This window comes from Streptomyces sp. NPDC005017 (assembly GCF_042873115.1).
GTDB lineage: Bacteria > Actinomycetota > Actinomycetes > Streptomycetales > Streptomycetaceae > Streptomyces.
This window is the reverse complement of record NZ_JBIALD010000004.1, coordinates 147,413-163,758: the sequence shown is the minus strand read 5'-3', so window position 1 is coordinate 163,758 and position 16,346 is coordinate 147,413. Positions and strand designations below refer to the sequence as shown.

Genomic DNA, 16,346 nt, shown 5'->3' with positions numbered 1-16,346 from the left:
GGCCTGCCGGAGCGGAGGAGATCCGGGCCCGCCGGAGGAGAGGAGCTACGGCCGTGGACTGGTTCACCGAGTCCGGCTACTGGCTGAGCCGGCTGGTCTTCCAGCGGGCCCTGGCCGCGGTGTATCTGATGGCGTTCCTGACGGCGGCCCTGCAGTTCCGGGCGCTGATGGGCGAGCGCGGCATGCTGCCCGTCCCCCGTTTCGTCGCCCGGGTGCGGTTCCGCGACGCGCCCAGCGTGTTCCAACTCCACTACTCGGACCGCTTCTTCGCGGTCTGGGCGTGGGCGGGCTGCGCGGTGTCCGTGGCGCTGCTCGCCGGGCTGGACTCCTGGCTGCCGCTGTGGGGCGGGATGCTGCTGTGGCTGGTGCCGTGGGTGCTGTACCTGTCGGTCGTCAACGTCGGCCAGACCTGGTACGCGTTCGGCTGGGAGTCCCTGCTGCTGGAGGTCGGCTTCCTCGCCGTGTTCCTCGGCAACGACGAGGTGGCCCCGCCGGTCGTGGTGCTGTTCCTGCTGCGCTGGATCCTGTTCCGGGTGGAGTTCGGGGCGGGTCTGATCAAGATGCGCGGGGACGCCTGCTGGCGAAAGCTGACGTGCCTGGACTACCACCACGAGACCCAGCCGATGCCGGGCCCGCTGAGCTGGTTCTTCCATCGTCTGCCGCGTCCGCTGCACCGCGTCGAGGTCGCCGCCAACCATGTCGTGCAACTCGGCGTCCCCGTGATGCTGTTCACCCCGCAGCCGGTCGCGTCGGCCGCCGCCGCGCTGATGATCGTGACCCAGTTGTGGCTGGTGCTGTCCGGCAACTTCGCCTGGCTGAACTGGATCACCATCGTGCTGGCCCTGTCGGCGGTGCGGTTCCCGGCCGACCCGCCGTCCGTGCCGGACGCCCCGCTCTGGTACGAGGTGACCGTGCTCGCCGTCGCCGCGCTGATCGTGTTCCTCAGCTACCACCCGGTGCTGAACATGGTCTCCCGGCGCCAGGTCATGAACCGCTCATTCGACCCGTTGCACCTGGTCAACACCTACGGCGCGTTCGGCAGCGTCAACCAGATCCGCTACGAGGTGGTGATCGAGGGCACCCTGGACGACAGCCCGCGCGCCGAGTCCGACTGGCGGGAGTACGAGTTCAAGGGCAAGCCGGGTGATCCCCGGCGCTGGCCGCGGCAGTTCGCGCCCTACCATCTGCGCCTCGACTGGCTGATGTGGTTCGCGGGGCTGTCCCCCGGCTACGCCGGTGCCTGGTTCGGGGCGCTGGTCGAACGCCTGCTGGAGGACGACCGGGCGACCCTGAGGCTGCTGCGCCGCTCACCGTTCCCGCCCGGCACACCGCCGAGGTTCGTGCGGGCCCGTCTCTTCCGGTACCGGTACACGACGTGGCGGGAGCTGCGGGAGACGGGGGCGTGCTGGGAGCGGACGTATGTGCGGGAGTACCTGCCGCCGACGCGGCTGGAGGGGCCGGTGCGCCGGGGCTGAGCAGCCCGTCCGCAGAGGCTGAGGGGCCTGGCATGCGGCTCCGCGGGACCGGCCCGGCGGTCACACCTCACCGGCGGCCCGCCTCAGCCGCAGGGTCATCAGCTCGAACGGCCGCAGACGTACGACGATCCGGCCGCCGTCGAGCCGTGGCCCGGCTGCCTCGGGCAGGGGCCGTTCCAGCAGGTCCGTGGCCTGCACCCCCGCCACGCCGAAGCCGGGGGTCAGCACGGCGCGGCAGCGGCCTCCGTGGGCCTCGTGGAAGCGGACCACCACGTCACCGCTGCCGTCGTCGGCCAGCTTCACCGCCGTGACCACGACCGCGTCCTGGTCGACGGCCACCAGGGGCGCGACCTCGTCCGCGCCGGTGAGCCGGCGTTCCGGCAGGTTCAGCCGCCAGCCCTCGCGGACGGCGTCACCGATCCCCGCGCCCGGCAGCAGGGCGTGCCGGAACCGGTGCACGCCCTGGTCGGTCTCGGGGTCCGGGAAGCGGGGCGCGCGCAGCAGCGAGGCCCGGACCGTGGTGGTCGTACCGAGGTCGCCGTCGGTGCGGACCGTCCGGGTCACGTCGTGGCCGTAGGTGGAGTCGTTGACGACGGCGACGCCCCAGCCGGGCTCCGCCACATGCACGAACCGGTGGTTGCAGGCCTCGAACTTGGCCACCTCCCAACTGGTGTTGGTGTGGGTGGGCCGGTACACATGCCCGAACTGGGTCTCCGACGCGTACCGTTCGGCGTGCACGTCCAGGGGGAACGCGAGTTTCAGGAACTTCTCCGTCTCGTGCCAGTCGACCTCGGTGTCGAGCACGAGCCGTCGTTCGCCCGGTGCCAGGGTGAGGTGCTGGGTGACGCGGGAGGCGCCGAAGGTGCGCACGACCCGTACACGGGCGCCGTCGCCGACGGCCGTGACCTCGTCGGCGTCGGTGAGGTCGGTGACCGTGTTGCGGTAGAACCGGTCGACGTCCCAGGCGTCCCACATGTTCGGGAAGTCCGGGTGCAGTTGGAGCAGGTTCGCCGCCCGGCCCGGCGCGACGGTCTCCCGGTCGGCCTCGACGTCGTACGCGGAGACGACCAGCCCCGCGGCGTCGATCTCGACCCGGAGCAGCCCGTTGTCGAGCACGAAGCCGCCCCCGGGGCGGGGTGCGCGGGTCGCGGGCCGGGGCTCGTCGGGAGTGCCGGCTCCGCCCGCGGGGACGCCGTCCCGGCTGTGCGGGGTCGGGTTGAAGACGAGTTCGCGGCCGCCTTCCCCGGCCAAGGCCCGCTGGGCCGCGTCGACGATGCCGTTCAGTTCCTCCGCCACACGGGCGTAGGTCAGGCGGGCCTCGCGGTGCACCCAGGCGATGGATGAGCCGGGCAGGATGTCGTGGAACTGGTGGAGCAGAACCGTCTTCCAGATCCGGTCCAACTTCTCGTAGGGATAGGGCGATGCGGTGCGCACGGCGGCCGTCGCCGCCCACAGTTCGGCCTCGCGCAGGAGGTGTTCGCTGCGCCGGTTGCCCTGTTTGGTCCGCGCCTGGCTGGTGCGGGTGGCGCGGTGGAGTTCGAGGTAGAGCTCGCCGACCCAGACGGGCGGGTCGGGGTACTCGGCCTCGGCCTTGGTGAAGAACGCCGCCGGGGTCTCCCACTCGACGGTCGCCGAGCCCTCCAGGTTCCGCAGCCGGGCCGCCTTGGCGACCATCTCCCGGGTGGTGCCGCCGCCCCCGTCTCCCCAGCCGGTGGGGGCGAGGGAGCGGCGGGCGGCGCCCTTGTCCCTGAAGTTGCTCACCGCGTGGGCGAGTTCGCCGCCGCGCATCGAGCAGTTGTAGGTGTCGACGGGCGGGAAGTGGGTGAAGATCCGGGTGCCGTCGATGCCCTCCCACCAGAAGGTGTGGTGCGGGAATCTGTTGGTCCGCGACCAGGAGATCTTCTGCGTCAGCAGCCGTCTGGAGCCGGCCGCCCTGATGATCTGCGGCAGACCGGCGGCGAAGCCGAAGGTGTCGGGCAGCCAGGCCTCGTCGTTCTCGATGCCGAACTCGTCGAGGAAGAACCGCTTCCCGTGCACGAACTGACGGGCCATCGCCTCCGACCCCGGCATGTTGGTGTCCGACTCCACCCACATCCCGCCGGCCGGCACGAACCGCCCGTCCTCCACCGCCTTGCGCACCCGCGCCCACACCTCCGGCCGGTGCTCCTTCACCCACGCCCACTGCTGGGCCTGCGACATGGCGAACACGAAGTCCGGCTCGTCCTCCAGCAGGGCCGTCATGTTCGCCGTGGTCCGGGCCACCTTGCGGACCGTCTCGCGCAGCGGCCACAGCCAGGCCGAGTCGATGTGCGCGTGACCGACGGCGCTGATGCGGTGCGCGGAGGGCACGGCGGGCACGGCGAGCGCGGGGCGCAGCAGTGAACGGGCGTGTTCCGCGGTGCCGTTGACGTCCTGGAGGTCGATCGCGTCCAGCGCCTGTTCCACGGCCCGCAGGATCTCCCAGCGGCGCGGCGCGTCCACGGGCAGCTCGGCCATCAGCTCGCCCAGCACCTCCAGATCGAGCACCAGCTCCCACACCGACCGGTCGAACACGGCGAGGTCCATCCGGGTCAGCGTGTACTGCGGCTCGCTGCCCGCCGTCTCCTTGTCGCCCAACCGAGTGGGTCTGAAAGGGGGGTAGCCGAGTACGACGGGGTTGGAGGCGGCCTCGATGTGCAGCCGCACCTCCTCGCCGCCGGCGACGGGCGCGCCGATCCGCACCCACTGGTTGCGCGGGTTGAGGCCCTTCACGGGGGTGCCGTCGGGGCGGTAGACGAGGCCCTCGCACTGGAAGCCGGGCATGTTCTCGTCGAAGCCGAGGTCCAGGAGCGCCTCGACGGTCCGCCCGGCCCACCCCCTCGGCACGGTCCCGGTGACCCGGAACCAGCTGGTGCCCCAGGGGGCGCCCCACCGGGCTCCCACCCCGATCGGCCCGGGTTCGGCCGCCAGCCCCTCGGCCACCGTGACCGGCTCGTCCGGGGCGTGCCAGACGGCCACCTCCAGCGGCACGGACTCGGGGTACACGGCGGGTCGGACGCGCTCGTCGAGGACACGCCGCAGCCGGGCCTCGACGAGAGTGCGGTCGTCGTGCATGAGGTGCTCCGTGGGTCGTCTCGCTGCTGACGGGCGTGGGTCACGGTCACGGGGGCCGACGAGATGTACAGCTCCCCCGCCGCGCGCGGTTCGAACCGTGCCGTACGTCCCTGCTGCCCGGTGGCGTGCGAACCGGGCTCCGGACTCTCGACGTACGACCCGCGCGGAGGCGGGGTTCTCCCTGCGTACTCGCCAGTAGCCCCGTCCTGAGGAGCCGCCGCGACCAGCCGGGCGGGCCGGACCGCCGTCGACATGGCCGCCGCCGTACGGGAGAAGCGGGTGACAGCGCGGGAAGTGGTGGCGGAGCATCTGGCGCGGATCGAGCGGCTGGACGGGCGGATCGGGGCCTTCCGCGTGGTCCGGGCCGGGGCGGCGCTCGCCGAGGCGGACGAGGTCGGAACGCGGGACGACCTGGGCGAACTGCCGCTGGCGGGGGTGCCGGTGGCGCGTCCGGGGCCGGAGGCGGACCTGCTGGATGTCGCGGGGCAGTTGGAGGAGCCGCATCCCTGGCGGCGGACGGCGCCGCTCGAGTAGGGCCCAGGAGGGCTTCGTCAGCCCGGTGTCGTCGCAGGCCGAGGGCGTTGTCGGTGGGGTCCCCTACGATCCGGTGCATGCGAGCATCAGGAACGTTCAAGGTGGCCGAGTTCACTCCCGCGCCCGTCCCGCAGCCGGGGATCGAGACCGGGGTCCCCGTGGGCTTCGCCACGATGGAGAAGCGGTACGAGGGCGAGATCACCGGCCGCTCGGTCACGCTGTTCACCTCGGCGTACGGGGAGAGCACGGGCAGCGGCACCTATGTGGCCATGGAGTCCTTCGACGGGGCCCTGCACGGCGTGTCCGGCACCTTCAACTTCGCCCACACCATGACGACCACGGGCCGGGGCACGGACAGCGCGTACTTCATCGTCGTACCCGGCAGCGGCACCGGCGCGCTCGCCGGGATCACCGGGACGGGAGGCATCGTGGTCGACGAGGACGGCACGCACCGGATCTGGTTCGAGTACGAACGGGCCGGGTGAGCGACGGCCGGGAAGGCCGCGAGCGCGGCGGTCGGATGCGGCCTCGCCCTCGTGGGGCGGCGTCGGCGGTGATCGCGGAGGGCGGCGGATCGTCACCGCATGGGCGTGGGTCCCGCACGCCCATGCTCCAAGGACTCCCGCTCAGTCCACGCTGGGCAGGATATGGGGCTCGGCGAGGTCGTCCTCGTAGCCCGCGAGGCGGATCGGGGCCGACCGGGCCCACACGTCGAGGCTGCCGATCTCGCCGGGCCGACGGCCGGCGCGGTCCTTGCGTTCCTTGGGGCGTTGATCGCGATTCGTCTTCTCCGGTGTCACCGCGCACTCCTTATGTGTCGGGTCACCCTCGGGCGATTCCGGTCAGTCTGCGCTCCGGCACCTGACGCCCGCTCGGGTCTGGCTGGAAAACCTCGGTCGCGGTGGCGCCCTTCCTGGTGCGGGAGCGGGCCGTGGTAGACCGGCTCGTCCCGGGACGGACCGTGGGTGTGGGTAGGACCCGTACTGCTGTCCGTCGCGCATCAGGATAACCAAATGAGCAGGGGTGCGCTCGATCGGGCTGAAAACTTGAGGTAACTATCCGAGGTCGGTCACGCTCGGAGCGCAAGCGTTCTGCACCTATTTCCTACAAGATCAACCCGTTTGCCGCCACCTGTTCAGCGCAGGGCTCGAACGGAATTCCGGCACTGTGAGGTCGTTCAGATCCCGTTGGCCCGGCAGAAAGCTCGTCATGATCTGCTGGCGTACCGCTACGGCTGTCTCGCGGGAGGACGGACCCATGGAGCTGCGCGGCGTCGACGAGCTGATGGACCTGCTGAGCGCCTGCCGGGGTGTCCGCGCCTCCGGCCATCCGGTCGACCTGCACGAGCACTCCCTGCAGACCGCGGCCCTGCTGCGCCGCGGCAGTCCCGCCGACAAGGAGCTCCAGGTCGCCGGACTCGTGCACGAGCTCGGCCGTGTACTGCGACCGGGTGATGTCACCGGTCACGCCGAGCTGGCCGCCGACGCCGTACGGCCGCTGCTGGGCGAGCGGGTGTCCCGGCTGGTGCGGCTGCACACGCCCGCGGGGCGCTGTCTCGGCGTCCTCGAAGCGGCGCCCGGCCGGGCCGCGATGTCCGAGGCGGAGGCCGCCGCCTTCGCCCGCGACCCGCTCGCCGAGGAGGCGCTGGCCCTGCGGCAGGCGGACGACGCGGCGCGGGTGCCGGGCCTGGACGCGGGCGTGCTGGAGGACTGGCGCACCCTGCTGGAGCTGCTCGCGGCGCGCCCCTCCCGGCTGGGCGCGGTCGACTGACCGGCCCGCGCCATCCGCCGGCGGCGGGCCTCAGTCCGGACGCCTCACCACTTGCCGGGCAGGTAGTCCTTCAGGAAGACGCCGTAGACGTCGTCGCCGGACTCGCCGCGCACGATCGGGTCGTAGACCCGGGCCGCGCCGTCGACCAGGTCGAGGGGTGCGTGGAAACCTTCCTCGGCCAGCCGCAGCTTGTCGAAGTGCGGGCGCTCGTCGGTGATCCAGCCGGTGTCGACGGAGGTCATGAGGATGCCGTCGGAGGTGAACATCTCCTCCGCGCTGGTCCGCGTCACCATGTTCATGGCGGCCTTGGCGGCGTTGGTGTTCGGGTGGCCCGCGCCCTTGTAGCCGCGGTTGAACACACCCTCCATCGCCGAGACGTTCACGACGTAGGCGCGCTTGCTGGCGGCCCTGCGCGCGGCCTCGGCCATCGCCGGGCGCAGCGCGCTGATCAGGATGAACGGGGCCGTGTAGTTGCACAGCTGGGTCTCCAGCAGCTCGACCGGGGAGATCTGGTCGATGCTCTGCACCCAGGTGTTGCTCTCGACGACGTCCGGCACCAGGCCACCCGCGTCGATGGCCGTGCCCGCGAGGTGGCGCTCGATGCTGGCGTTGCCCGCGACCAGCGCCAGGTCCGCGACCTTCTGCGCCTCGAGGCCGCTGACGCCGAGGGGCAGCGCGGCGAGGCCGTCGACCGCGCCGGAGTTGAAGGCGCCGATGACCTGGTGGGCGGGCAGCTCACCGGCGGGCAGCGGAGCGCTCTCGCCCTCGACCAGCGCGGCGTAGGCGGACGGCAGCCGGCGTACGGTCTGGGTCGCGTTGTTGATCAGGATGTCGAGCGGACCCTGCTCGGCGACCTGTTCGGCGAGCGCCACGGCCTGGGCGGGGTCGCGCAGGTCGATGCCGACGACGTCCAGGCGGTGGATCCAGTCCGCGGAGTCGTCCATGGCCTTGAAGCGGCGGATGGCGTCCTTGGGGAACCGCGTGGTGATCGTGGTGTGGGCGCCGTCGCGCAGCAGCCGCAGCGCGATGTACATGCCGATCTTGGCGCGGCCGCCGGTGAGCAGGGCGCGCTTGCCGGAGAGGTCGGTGCCGGCGTCGCGCTTGGCGCGGTTGACGCGGGCGCAGTCCGGACAGAGCTGGTGGTAGAAGTAGTCGACCTCGACGTACCGGGACTTGCAGGTGTAGCAGGAGCGCGGGCGCTGGAGTATGCCCGCGATCCTGCCCTCCTCGGTGCTCGACGACGGGAGGATGCCCTCGGTCTCGTCGTCGATGCGCTGGGCGGAGCCGGTCGCGGTCGCCTCGGTGACCGCCCTGTCGTGGGCGGTCTTGGCGGCCCGGCGCTCCTGCTTGCGGCGCTGCTTGACCGTGCGGTAGATGTGCGACGTGGCCCGGCGCACCTGGATCGCGTCGGGGTGGTCGACGTCCAGCCCGTCCAGTTCCTGGAGCACGCTGAGGCACACGGCGAGCCGTTCGGGGTCGATGCCGGGCCCGTACACGACCTCGTCCGTGGTCGCCGGACCGTCCTCTGTCACCGTCATCGCCGCTGCGCTTCCTGATTCCCTCGTCGCGGCGCTCCGGTAGCACCCGCTGTCGAACGGGGAATTCTACGGAGCGCCGGGCCGGACCGGCAAAATCCGCCGAGGTCAACCGTCGCAGGCGGTGATGAGCGTCTCCACCTCCGCGGCCAGAGCGGCGGCGAGCCGGTCCAGATCGGGGACGGCCTCGGCGTCGGCGACGAGCCCGTAGTGCACGCTGCCGCGGTACGTGGAGACGGCCACGGCCAGCGACTGCCCGCGGGCGAGGGGGGCGTACGGGTAGACGGCGGTGAGCGGGTGCCCGCCCAGGCGCAGGCCGAGGCTGGGCAGCGGCACGCTGGTGACGAGGATGTCGAACCAGAGCCGGGCCGCCTGCGCGGCGAGCGGTCCGCCGAGCCGGTGGCCGAGCGCCGGGACGTGGTCGGCGAGCAGGGCGACAGCGCCCGCGCCGCGGTTGGGTCCGGCGTCCTTGTTGCGGTCCATCGCCGTACGGACGGTCTCCAGGCGGGCGAGCGGGTCGGGCTGGCCGACGGGGAGCCGTATCAGGTAGCCGGAGAGCCGGTTGCCCTGTGGGTGGGCAGTGCGCGGGCGGCGCTTGGAGACGGGGATCAGGGCGCGCGGGGCGAGTCCCTCGCAGCCGTCGCCGCGTTCGTCGAGCCAGCGGCGCAGGGCGCCCGCGACGACGGCGATCAGCACGTCGTTGACGGTGCCGCCGACGCGCTTGCGGACCCGGTGGATGTCGTCGAGGTCGAGGACCGCTCCGGCGGTACGGCGGGTGCCGGACGGCTCGGCGGTCAGCGCGGCGGTCGAGCGCACGCCGAGGCCGGACACGGCGACCGACGCGCCGATGTCGAGCGCGCGGCCCACGTCCGACAGGGCCCCGCGGACCGCCCCGGGCAGCCGGCGCACGTCCGGCAGCAGGCCGGAGCGGGGCTCCTCGGGGCGCCGGGGCCGGGCCACCGGGACGTCCACCGGGTCCATCACGGCGGCGGCGAGCATCAGCGCGCGCAGGCCGTCGGCGAGGGCGTGGTGGAACTTGAAGAGCACGGCGAAGGACGCGCCGTCCTCCCCCGGCAGCACATGCGCCTCCCACGGCGGCCGGGCCCGGTCCAGCGGGCGCTGCATCAGCCGCCCGGCGACGGCCTGGAAGTCGGCGGCCGGGGCGTGCAGGGCCACGTGGTCGAGGGGGTCGAAGCCGCGGTACGGCTCACGGGCGGCGCCCCCGAAGGAGAGAGGACGCAGCAGGCGGGAGGGCCGCCACGCGTCCCGGATGCGCATCCGCAGGCCGGGCACCGCGGCGGCGCGGGCGGCCAGCAGGTCGGCGGCGTGCGCGGCCGCGGTGGGCGAGGGGGCGGAGAAGACACCGAGCGCGCCGAGGTGCATGGGGTGCTCGGGGGACTCGATGTTCCAGAAGGCCAGGTCGAGGGGGGCGAGCGGATCTGAAGTCAAGGGCTTGCCTCGCGTCGTCGACGGGTGAGTCAGCAGTCAAACCCGAGTGGGTGATTACGGTCAAGTACGATCAAGTTACGCACAGTTAACAGATGATTAAGTAACGCCGCAAAGGCCCGATGGTCACGGCGTGTGCGGCCGGACGGTCGGTGACGGCGTGTGCGGCCGGACGGACGGTCGGGGCGGTGACCTCGCGTCCGGACGGACGGCCGGCCGGAGCGCGCGGCATCGGGCCCCCGCACGGCCCGCACGCGTGCCGAGGCGCCACGAAGCCCCCGTGTCACGGCGCCACGGCGAGACGCTCACGTGGGCGCGGCCACCCCGACACCCCGGCATCGAGAGACCCGCCCCGAGGGGCTCACGGCACCCGCTGTCCCTTGCCCAGGGCGATCACCCCGTTGCGGGAGACGGTGTAGAGCTGGGTGTCCCGCTCCGGGTTGACGCCGATCGTGGCGCCCGGCGGGACCTCCACGTTCTTGTCCAGCACCGCGCCCCGCACCACCGCCCCGCGCCCGATGTGCACGTTGTCGTGCAGCACCGAGCCCTGCACCACCGCGCCGGGGTCGACCACGACACCCGGCGACAGGACCGACCGGGTGACCTGGCCCCGGATGAGGCAGCCCGCGCTGATGATCGACTCGCCCGCGATGCCGCCCGCGTTGAACCGGGCGGGCGAGAGCTGGTTGGAGTGGGTGTAGATGGGCCAGCCGCGGTTGTACAGGTTGAAGGCCGGGCGTTCGGCGATCAGGTCCATGTGGGAGTCGTAGTAGGCGTCCAGGGTGCCCACGTCCCGCCAGTAGCCCTGGTCGCGGCTGGTCTCGCCGGGGACGTGGTTGTCGCCGAAGTCGTAGAGCTGGGCCTCGCCGCGGTGGGTGAGCTGGGGCAGGATCGAGCCGCCCATGTCGTGCACGGAGCGCTGGTCCTCGGCGTCCCGCTGGAGCGCCTCGATGAGGGCCTTGGTGGTGAAGATGTAGTTGCCCATCGAGGCGAAGACCGAGTCGGGGGCGTCGGGCAGTCCGGGCGGGTCGGCCGGCTTCTCCAGGAAGCGCTCGATGCTGCGGCCGTCGGAGCCGGGCGTGATCACCCCGAAGGCCGGGGCCTCCGTGCGCGGGACTCTGATCCCGGCCACGGTGACCCCGGCCCCGGCCTCGATGTGCCGGGCCAGCATCTGCCGCGGGTCCATCCGGTACACGTGGTCGGCGCCGAACACGGCGACGTACTCGGGCTGTTCGTCGTGGACCAGGTTCAGCGACTGGAGGATGGCGTCCGCGCTGCCCAGGTACCAGCGCGGACCGAGGCGCTGCTGCGCGGGGACGGGCGTGATGTAGTTGCCGAGCAGGCTGGACATCCGCCAGGTGGTGGTGATGTGCCGGTCCAGCGAGTGCGACTTGTACTGCGTGAGCACGCAGATGCGCAGGATGTCGGCGTTGACGAGGTTGGACAGGACGAAGTCGACCAGGCGGTAGGTGCCGCCGAAGGTGACCGCCGGTTTGGCGCGGTCGGCGGTCAGCGGCATCAGGCGCTTGCCCTCGCCGCCCGCCAGGACGATCCCCAGTACCGAAGGCCCACCACGACGCATCGCCGCTCCCCTCACTCCGGTTGCCTCTTCTGCCTGCCCCTGAGCAAGGGTGGCTAAGCCTGTTCGAGGACCTGCGCGTAGAGCGCGGCGGTGCGCCGGGCGACGGCGTCCCAGCCGAACTCCTCCACCGCGCGCGCCCGTCCGGCCTCGCCCATCCGCCGGGCGGCAGCGGGGTCACGTAGCACCGCGTCCAGTGCGCGGGTCAGTCCGGCCTCGAAGTCGTCGTCCACCGTGACCAGCCGCCCGCTCACGCCGTCCTCGACGACCTCGGGGATCCCGCCGACCCGCGAGGCCACGACCGGCGTACCGCACGCCATCGCCTCCAGGTTGACGATCCCGAGCGGTTCGTACACCGACGGGCACACGAACACGGCCGCGTGCGTGAGGAGTTGGATGACCTCGGGGCGCGGCAGCATCCTCGGGATCCAGTGCACGCCGTCCCGCACGGCGCTCAGGTCCTGGTAGAGCTCGCGGAACTCCCGGTCGATCTCCGGGGTGTCGGGTGCGCCCGCGCACAGCACGACCTGCGCGGCGGGGTCGATGTCCCGTACGGCGCGCAGCAGATGGGGCACGCCCTTCTGACGGGTGATGCGCCCGACGAACAGCACGAAGGGGCGGTCCGGGTCGAGTCCGACGCGCTTCAGGACGTCGGTGCCGGGGTCGGGCCCGTACAGCCCGGTGTCGATGCCGTTGTGCACGACGTGGACACGGCCGGGGTCCAGGGCGGGGTAGCAGTCGAGGATGTCCTGGCGCATGGCACCGGACACGGCGATCACGGCGTCGGCGGACTCCACCGCGGTGCGCTCGGCCCAGCCCGACAGGGCGTATCCGCCGCCGAGTTGCTCGGCCTTCCAGGGGCGCAGCGGTTCCAGGGAGTGGGCGGTGAGCACGTGCGGGATGCCGTACAGCGTCTTGGCGAGGTGACCGGCGAGGTTGGCGTACCACGTGTGGGAGTGGACGAGCTGGCGGTCCTCCAGGGCTGCGGCCATGGCCAGGTCCACGGAGAAGGTGCGCAGCGCGTCGTTGGCGCCGTCGAGGGCCGGCCAGGGGCGGTGGCGTACGACGCCGTCGGCGCGGCCCTCGCCCCAGCAGTGCACGTCGAGGTCGACCAGGGAGCGCAACTCCCGGGCGAGGAACTCGACATGGACGCCGGCGCCGCCGTAGACGTCGGGGGGAAACTCTCGTGTCAGCAGTCCCACACGCACCGGATCCCCCTGTTCTTCGCACCAGGCTCCTCATGGTCACCCAGATGTGTCGCGCGGGGAAGAGCGCGGCGGGCGGGTGAAGCAGCAGTCGCCGCACAGGCCGCCGCCGGGCACCCGGTAGTACAGGCAGCAGCTGCGCCGCCGGAAGCCCGTGCCCGTGAGGGTGCCGGCGCCGGTGAGCAGGGGGTGCGCGAGCAGCTCGGCGGTGAGGGAGCGGGTCCTGGCGACGGCCTCCGGTCCCGCGGTCGCGCCCGCCTGGCGGACCAGCTGCCGGGCGGTCCCGACGAGGGCGGAGGCGGCGTTGCCGCGCAGCAGGCCGGGCGCGAGCCGGTACCCGGAGCGCAGGGCGGCGGCGAGGGGTTCGAGATGGCCGAGGAGCACGGCCTCGGCGAGGCCGGGGGCGTCGGCGGCGTGCCCCGGCCGTACCTCGGTGAGCCACAGGTCGTCCGGGGCGCTGCCTTCGGGGTCCCAGTGGAGCAGACTCGGGTCGAGGTCGGGGAGCCGCCCGTGGACGACGGCGCAGCCGAGGGCGATCGACCACAGTCTGGCGGCGAGCCCGAGGTGGGCGATCGAGGCGGCGACGCGCGGCTCGGGGGCGCGCAGCGCGGCGGCGGTCCTGCGGACACGGAAAGTCAGTGGATTCGGGTAAACGTCCGATGTTACGAATCCATAGGCCTGCGCGAGTGTCGCAGGGGGGTGGGGCCGGTCTCCGGCCGAGCCTAGGAGTGTGCGCACGGCGAAGAAGGGGCCGAGGTCGCGCAGAGCGGCGAGACGGGGGTCGAGGTCCACGAACATCAGTAGTACCAAGCCCCCTAGGGGTGATGACTTCAGGGTCTCCACACGGTGTCACCCGCCTGAGGGAGGACGAGGGCCCCTGCGTACTCCATCGGTAGTAGGAGCCATTGAGGTCTCAGGGACGACGACGGGAACAGCGGGAGGGGGCATGGTGTTGTCCATGGAAGCCGATCGTTCGCCGCGCCGGGCCGCAAGGACCCGCCTCACGCAGAGGAGCAGCTCATGAGCGCCCTCGCGTTGTCCGTGCTCCTGTCGTTCGTGTCCGCCGTCGCGTACGCGGGCGGTGCGATCGTGCAGGAGCGCGTGGCGGAGACCTCCCCGGGCGAGCAGTTCGCGCCGGTGCGCAGGCCCGTCTGGTGGGCGGCCATCGCGCTGAACAGCCTGGGTGGTCTGCTGCATGTGGTCGCGCTGGCGTTCGGACCGCTGAGTCTGGTCCAGCCGCTCGGTGCCCTGACCATCGTGTTCGCGCTGCCGATGGCCGCCCTGTTCGTCGGCCGCAAGGCCGGGGCGACGGCCTGGCGGGGCGCGATCATGGCGACCGTGGGTCTGGCGGGTCTGCTGTCGTTGGTCGGTGCCTCCGGTTCGCACTCGCTGAGCGGCCCCGAGCGCGTCGGCGCCTTCGTCGTCACCGGCGGTGTGGTCGCCACGCTGATGGTGGCCGGCCGGGCCGCGCACCGGCATCTGGCGGTGCGCGCGATGCTGCTGGCCACGGCCTCGGGTATCGCCTTCGGCATGTCCTCGGTGTTCACCAAGACGGTGGCGGTCGACTGGACCGGCGGCGTGGCGCTGTCGGACGTGCCGTCGCTGGCCGCGATCGCGGTGCTGGCCACGGCGGGTCTGCTGCTGTCGCAGGCGTCCTACCGGGGCGCGGGCCTCGCGGCTCCGCTGGCCACGCTGACCGTGGTGAACCCGGTGGTCGCGGCCGCGGTGGGCATCACGATGTTCGGCGAGACCTTCCGCTACGGCACCACCGGAACCGTGCTCGCGCTGGGCTGCGGTGTGGTGGCCGCGGGCGGGCTGATCCTGCTGACGACCGAGCGCATCGCCCGCGAGGAGGCCATGGCCACCGCCCCGGAGCCCGCCTCCGAGGCCGAGGCGCCCAGGGAGTCGGATCCGGTCACGGCCAAGACTGTGGTCCCGTCGCCCGCGACGACGCCGGAGCCGGTCACCGCCGAGGTGCTGGTGCCCTCGCCGGCCGCGGACCCGGAACCGGTCGCCGCGGCCCGGCGGCGGGACGTGCTCGACGAGCTGAGCCCGCTGCTCGGCATGGCCGCCCTGGTACCGGCGCCGATCCCGGCGGCCGCGTTCGAGCGCGGGCCGAGCGCCGAGGACATCGCGTTCGTCCGGGCCTACGCCCTGCCGTACGTCCCGCTGCCGGTCCTCGACCGGCACCGTATGCGTGTCAAATCCTGACGCCGCCGGCGCGCAGGTAGGCGATCGGATCCACGTCCGAACCGAAGCCGGGCCCCGTCCGCACCTCGAAGTGCAGATGAGGGCCCGTGCTGTTGCCCGTGGAGCCCGAGCGGCCGAGGCGCTGGCCCGCGCCGACGCTCTGGCCGGACTTCACGCCGATCGCGGACAGATGGGCGTACTGCGAGTAGCGGCCGTCGTCGTGGCGTACGACCACCTCGTAGCCGAAGGAGCCGCCCCAGCCGGCGCTGACCACGCGGCCCGCGGCGATCGACTTCACCGAGGTGCCGGTGGGCACGGGGAAGTCGACGCCGGTGTGATAGCCCTTCGACCAGGACGAACCGGCCTTGTGGTACGGCGTTCCGGCGGCCGCGTCGACGGGTGCCACCCGGGTGGCACTGCCGTGGTTCTCGGCGCGCTCGGTGGACCGGGACGGCTTGCGCTGCTGGTCCGAGGAGGGCGCCTTCGCCCTGGGCTTCTTCTTCTCCGGCGCCGGCGGGGCCGCCCGCCCGGTGTGCCGGGGGGTCTTGGTGCCGTCCAGGCTGAGCCGCTGGCCGGGCAGGATCAGATCGGGGTCGGCGCCGATGGTGGCGCGATTGGCCGCGTACAGGCCCCGCCAGCCGCCGCGCACGTCCTCCTCGTCGGCGATGCGGGACAGCGTGTCGCCCTGCACGACGGTGTACGTCTCGGCGCGGCCCGCCCGCGACTGGGGCGTGGTCTGGGGCTGCACATCGCGCACGGAGCTCTTGGCGGTCTGCTGGGTGCGGGCCGCCTGCCGGGTGTGCACGTCGGGGCCGTCGCCGCCACGGGTGAGCCCGGCGCGCTCGGAGCAGACGGGCCAGGCGCCCGGCCCCTGCCCGTCGAGCACCTTCTCGGCGACGGCGATCTGCTGGTCCTTGGTCGCCAGGTCGGCGCGCGGCGCGTATCTGGTGCCGCCGTACGCCTCCCAGGTGGACTGGGTGAACTGGAGGCCGCCGAAGTAGCCGTTGCCGGTGTTGATGTTCCAGTCGTCGCTCGACTCGCACGCGGCGACCTTGTCCCAGGTGTCCAGGTCGGCCGCCTGGGCGGCACCGGCGCCGACCAGCGGGAGGGCCATTCCGGCACCGCTCGCCGTGACGGTGAGCGAGGCGCGGTTGATCCTGTTCGGCTGATACCGGCGGTGCCGGCCGCGTACGGCCATGAAGTGCCCCCTAGCAAGCGTCAGGAGGGCCAAAAGTATGCGCGCGTAACAGGCCATGACAAGACGGCTATCGGTCGCGCAGTCACCCCAAGTGGCCGGGATCGACTCCCCGTTGACTTCGGTTCACGGTGACGGCGACTTCGGTTCGGGGTCATGGCGATTTCGGTTCGGGGTGACGGGCGACTTCGGTTCGGGGCGACGGCGGTGAGCCACCGGGCCGCCCCCGTACGTAATGAGCCCTGACGGACCCCGTAAGCAGTCGGTGTACCGGCACGTCAGGACGGCCCCGGTGGGCAATACTGACGGTCACGCCCGGCACGT

Annotated in this window: 12 protein-coding genes and 1 pseudogene; 5 read left to right on the top strand and 8 right to left on the bottom strand. The window is 72.5% G+C overall.

What is annotated here, in order from left to right:
- Positions 1-53: 53 nt before the first annotated feature.
- Positions 54-1,475: a lipase maturation factor family protein gene (locus ACFYR0_RS07920; RefSeq protein ID WP_389323060.1), complete on the top strand. Its 1,422-nt coding sequence runs from the start codon at positions 54-56 to the stop codon at positions 1,473-1,475.
- 60 nt (positions 1,476-1,535) lie between these two features.
- On the opposite strand, the gene ACFYR0_RS07915 is transcribed toward ACFYR0_RS07920, so the two are convergent.
- Positions 1,536-4,568 (bottom strand): alpha-mannosidase, encoded by a 3,033-nt coding sequence (locus tag ACFYR0_RS07915; RefSeq protein ID WP_389323058.1) that lies wholly within the window; start codon positions 4,566-4,568, stop codon positions 1,536-1,538.
- A gap of 252 nt (positions 4,569-4,820) precedes the next feature.
- Between ACFYR0_RS07915 and ACFYR0_RS07910 the strand changes: the two are divergent.
- Both ACFYR0_RS07910 and ACFYR0_RS07905 read left to right on the top strand, forming a co-directional pair.
- Positions 4,821-5,015, top strand: a pseudogene (locus ACFYR0_RS07910) (amidase); the annotation flags it as partial.
- Positions 5,016-5,179: 164 nt separating this feature from the next.
- Entirely contained in the window at positions 5,180-5,587 is a 408-nt protein-coding gene (locus tag ACFYR0_RS07905) for a DUF3224 domain-containing protein (protein WP_389323056.1), read from the top strand.
- 141 nt (positions 5,588-5,728) lie between these two features.
- Here ACFYR0_RS07905 and ACFYR0_RS07900 read toward each other — a convergent pair whose 3' ends face one another.
- The gene (locus ACFYR0_RS07900; RefSeq protein ID WP_386378135.1) at positions 5,729-5,902 is read right to left on the bottom strand and encodes a hypothetical protein; all 174 of its coding nucleotides are present in this window, start codon (positions 5,900-5,902) and stop codon (positions 5,729-5,731) included.
- Between the two features lie 457 nt (positions 5,903-6,359).
- Here ACFYR0_RS07900 and ACFYR0_RS07895 point away from each other — a divergent pair, with 457 nt between their 5' ends.
- Positions 6,360-6,872, top strand: coding sequence for an HD domain-containing protein (locus ACFYR0_RS07895; RefSeq protein ID WP_389323054.1), 513 nt, complete (start codon positions 6,360-6,362; stop codon positions 6,870-6,872).
- Between the two features lie 44 nt (positions 6,873-6,916).
- Here the strand turns inward: ACFYR0_RS07895 and ACFYR0_RS07890 are convergent, their stop codons facing one another.
- The 5 genes from ACFYR0_RS07890 to ACFYR0_RS07870 all read right to left on the bottom strand — a co-directional run bounded on the left by ACFYR0_RS07890 (position 6,917) and on the right by ACFYR0_RS07870 (position 13,435).
- Complete coding sequence (locus tag ACFYR0_RS07890; RefSeq protein ID WP_389323052.1) at positions 6,917-8,410, bottom strand: SDR family NAD(P)-dependent oxidoreductase; 1,494 nt, start codon at positions 8,408-8,410, stop codon at positions 6,917-6,919.
- 105 nt (positions 8,411-8,515) lie between these two features.
- Positions 8,516-9,856, bottom strand: a complete 1,341-nt coding sequence (locus ACFYR0_RS07885) for a wax ester/triacylglycerol synthase family O-acyltransferase (protein WP_389323050.1) — start codon at positions 9,854-9,856, stop codon at positions 8,516-8,518.
- Positions 9,857-10,214: 358 nt separating this feature from the next.
- On the bottom strand, positions 10,215-11,435 hold the full coding sequence (gene glgC / locus ACFYR0_RS07880) for a glucose-1-phosphate adenylyltransferase (protein WP_389323048.1): 1,221 nt from the start codon (positions 11,433-11,435) through the stop codon (positions 10,215-10,217).
- Between the two features lie 53 nt (positions 11,436-11,488).
- Positions 11,489-12,640, bottom strand: a complete 1,152-nt coding sequence (glgA, locus tag ACFYR0_RS07875; RefSeq protein WP_389323046.1) for a glycogen synthase — start codon at positions 12,638-12,640, stop codon at positions 11,489-11,491.
- 36 nt (positions 12,641-12,676) lie between these two features.
- Positions 12,677-13,435, bottom strand: a complete 759-nt coding sequence (locus tag ACFYR0_RS07870; RefSeq protein ID WP_389323044.1) for a (2Fe-2S)-binding protein — start codon at positions 13,433-13,435, stop codon at positions 12,677-12,679.
- Between the two features lie 222 nt (positions 13,436-13,657).
- Here ACFYR0_RS07870 and ACFYR0_RS07865 point away from each other — a divergent pair, with 222 nt between their 5' ends.
- A complete protein-coding gene (locus tag ACFYR0_RS07865; RefSeq protein WP_389323042.1) occupies positions 13,658-14,848 on the top strand; it encodes a DMT family transporter in 1,191 nt (396 codons plus the stop codon).
- Here the strand turns inward: ACFYR0_RS07865 and ACFYR0_RS07860 are convergent.
- Positions 14,838-16,025 carry a transglycosylase family protein gene (locus ACFYR0_RS07860; protein ID WP_389323040.1) on the bottom strand — a complete coding sequence of 396 codons (1,188 nt, stop codon included), beginning with the start codon at positions 16,023-16,025 and terminating at the stop codon, positions 14,838-14,840. The genes ACFYR0_RS07865 and ACFYR0_RS07860 overlap by 11 nt on opposite strands.
- Positions 16,026-16,346: the final 321 nt, after the last annotated feature.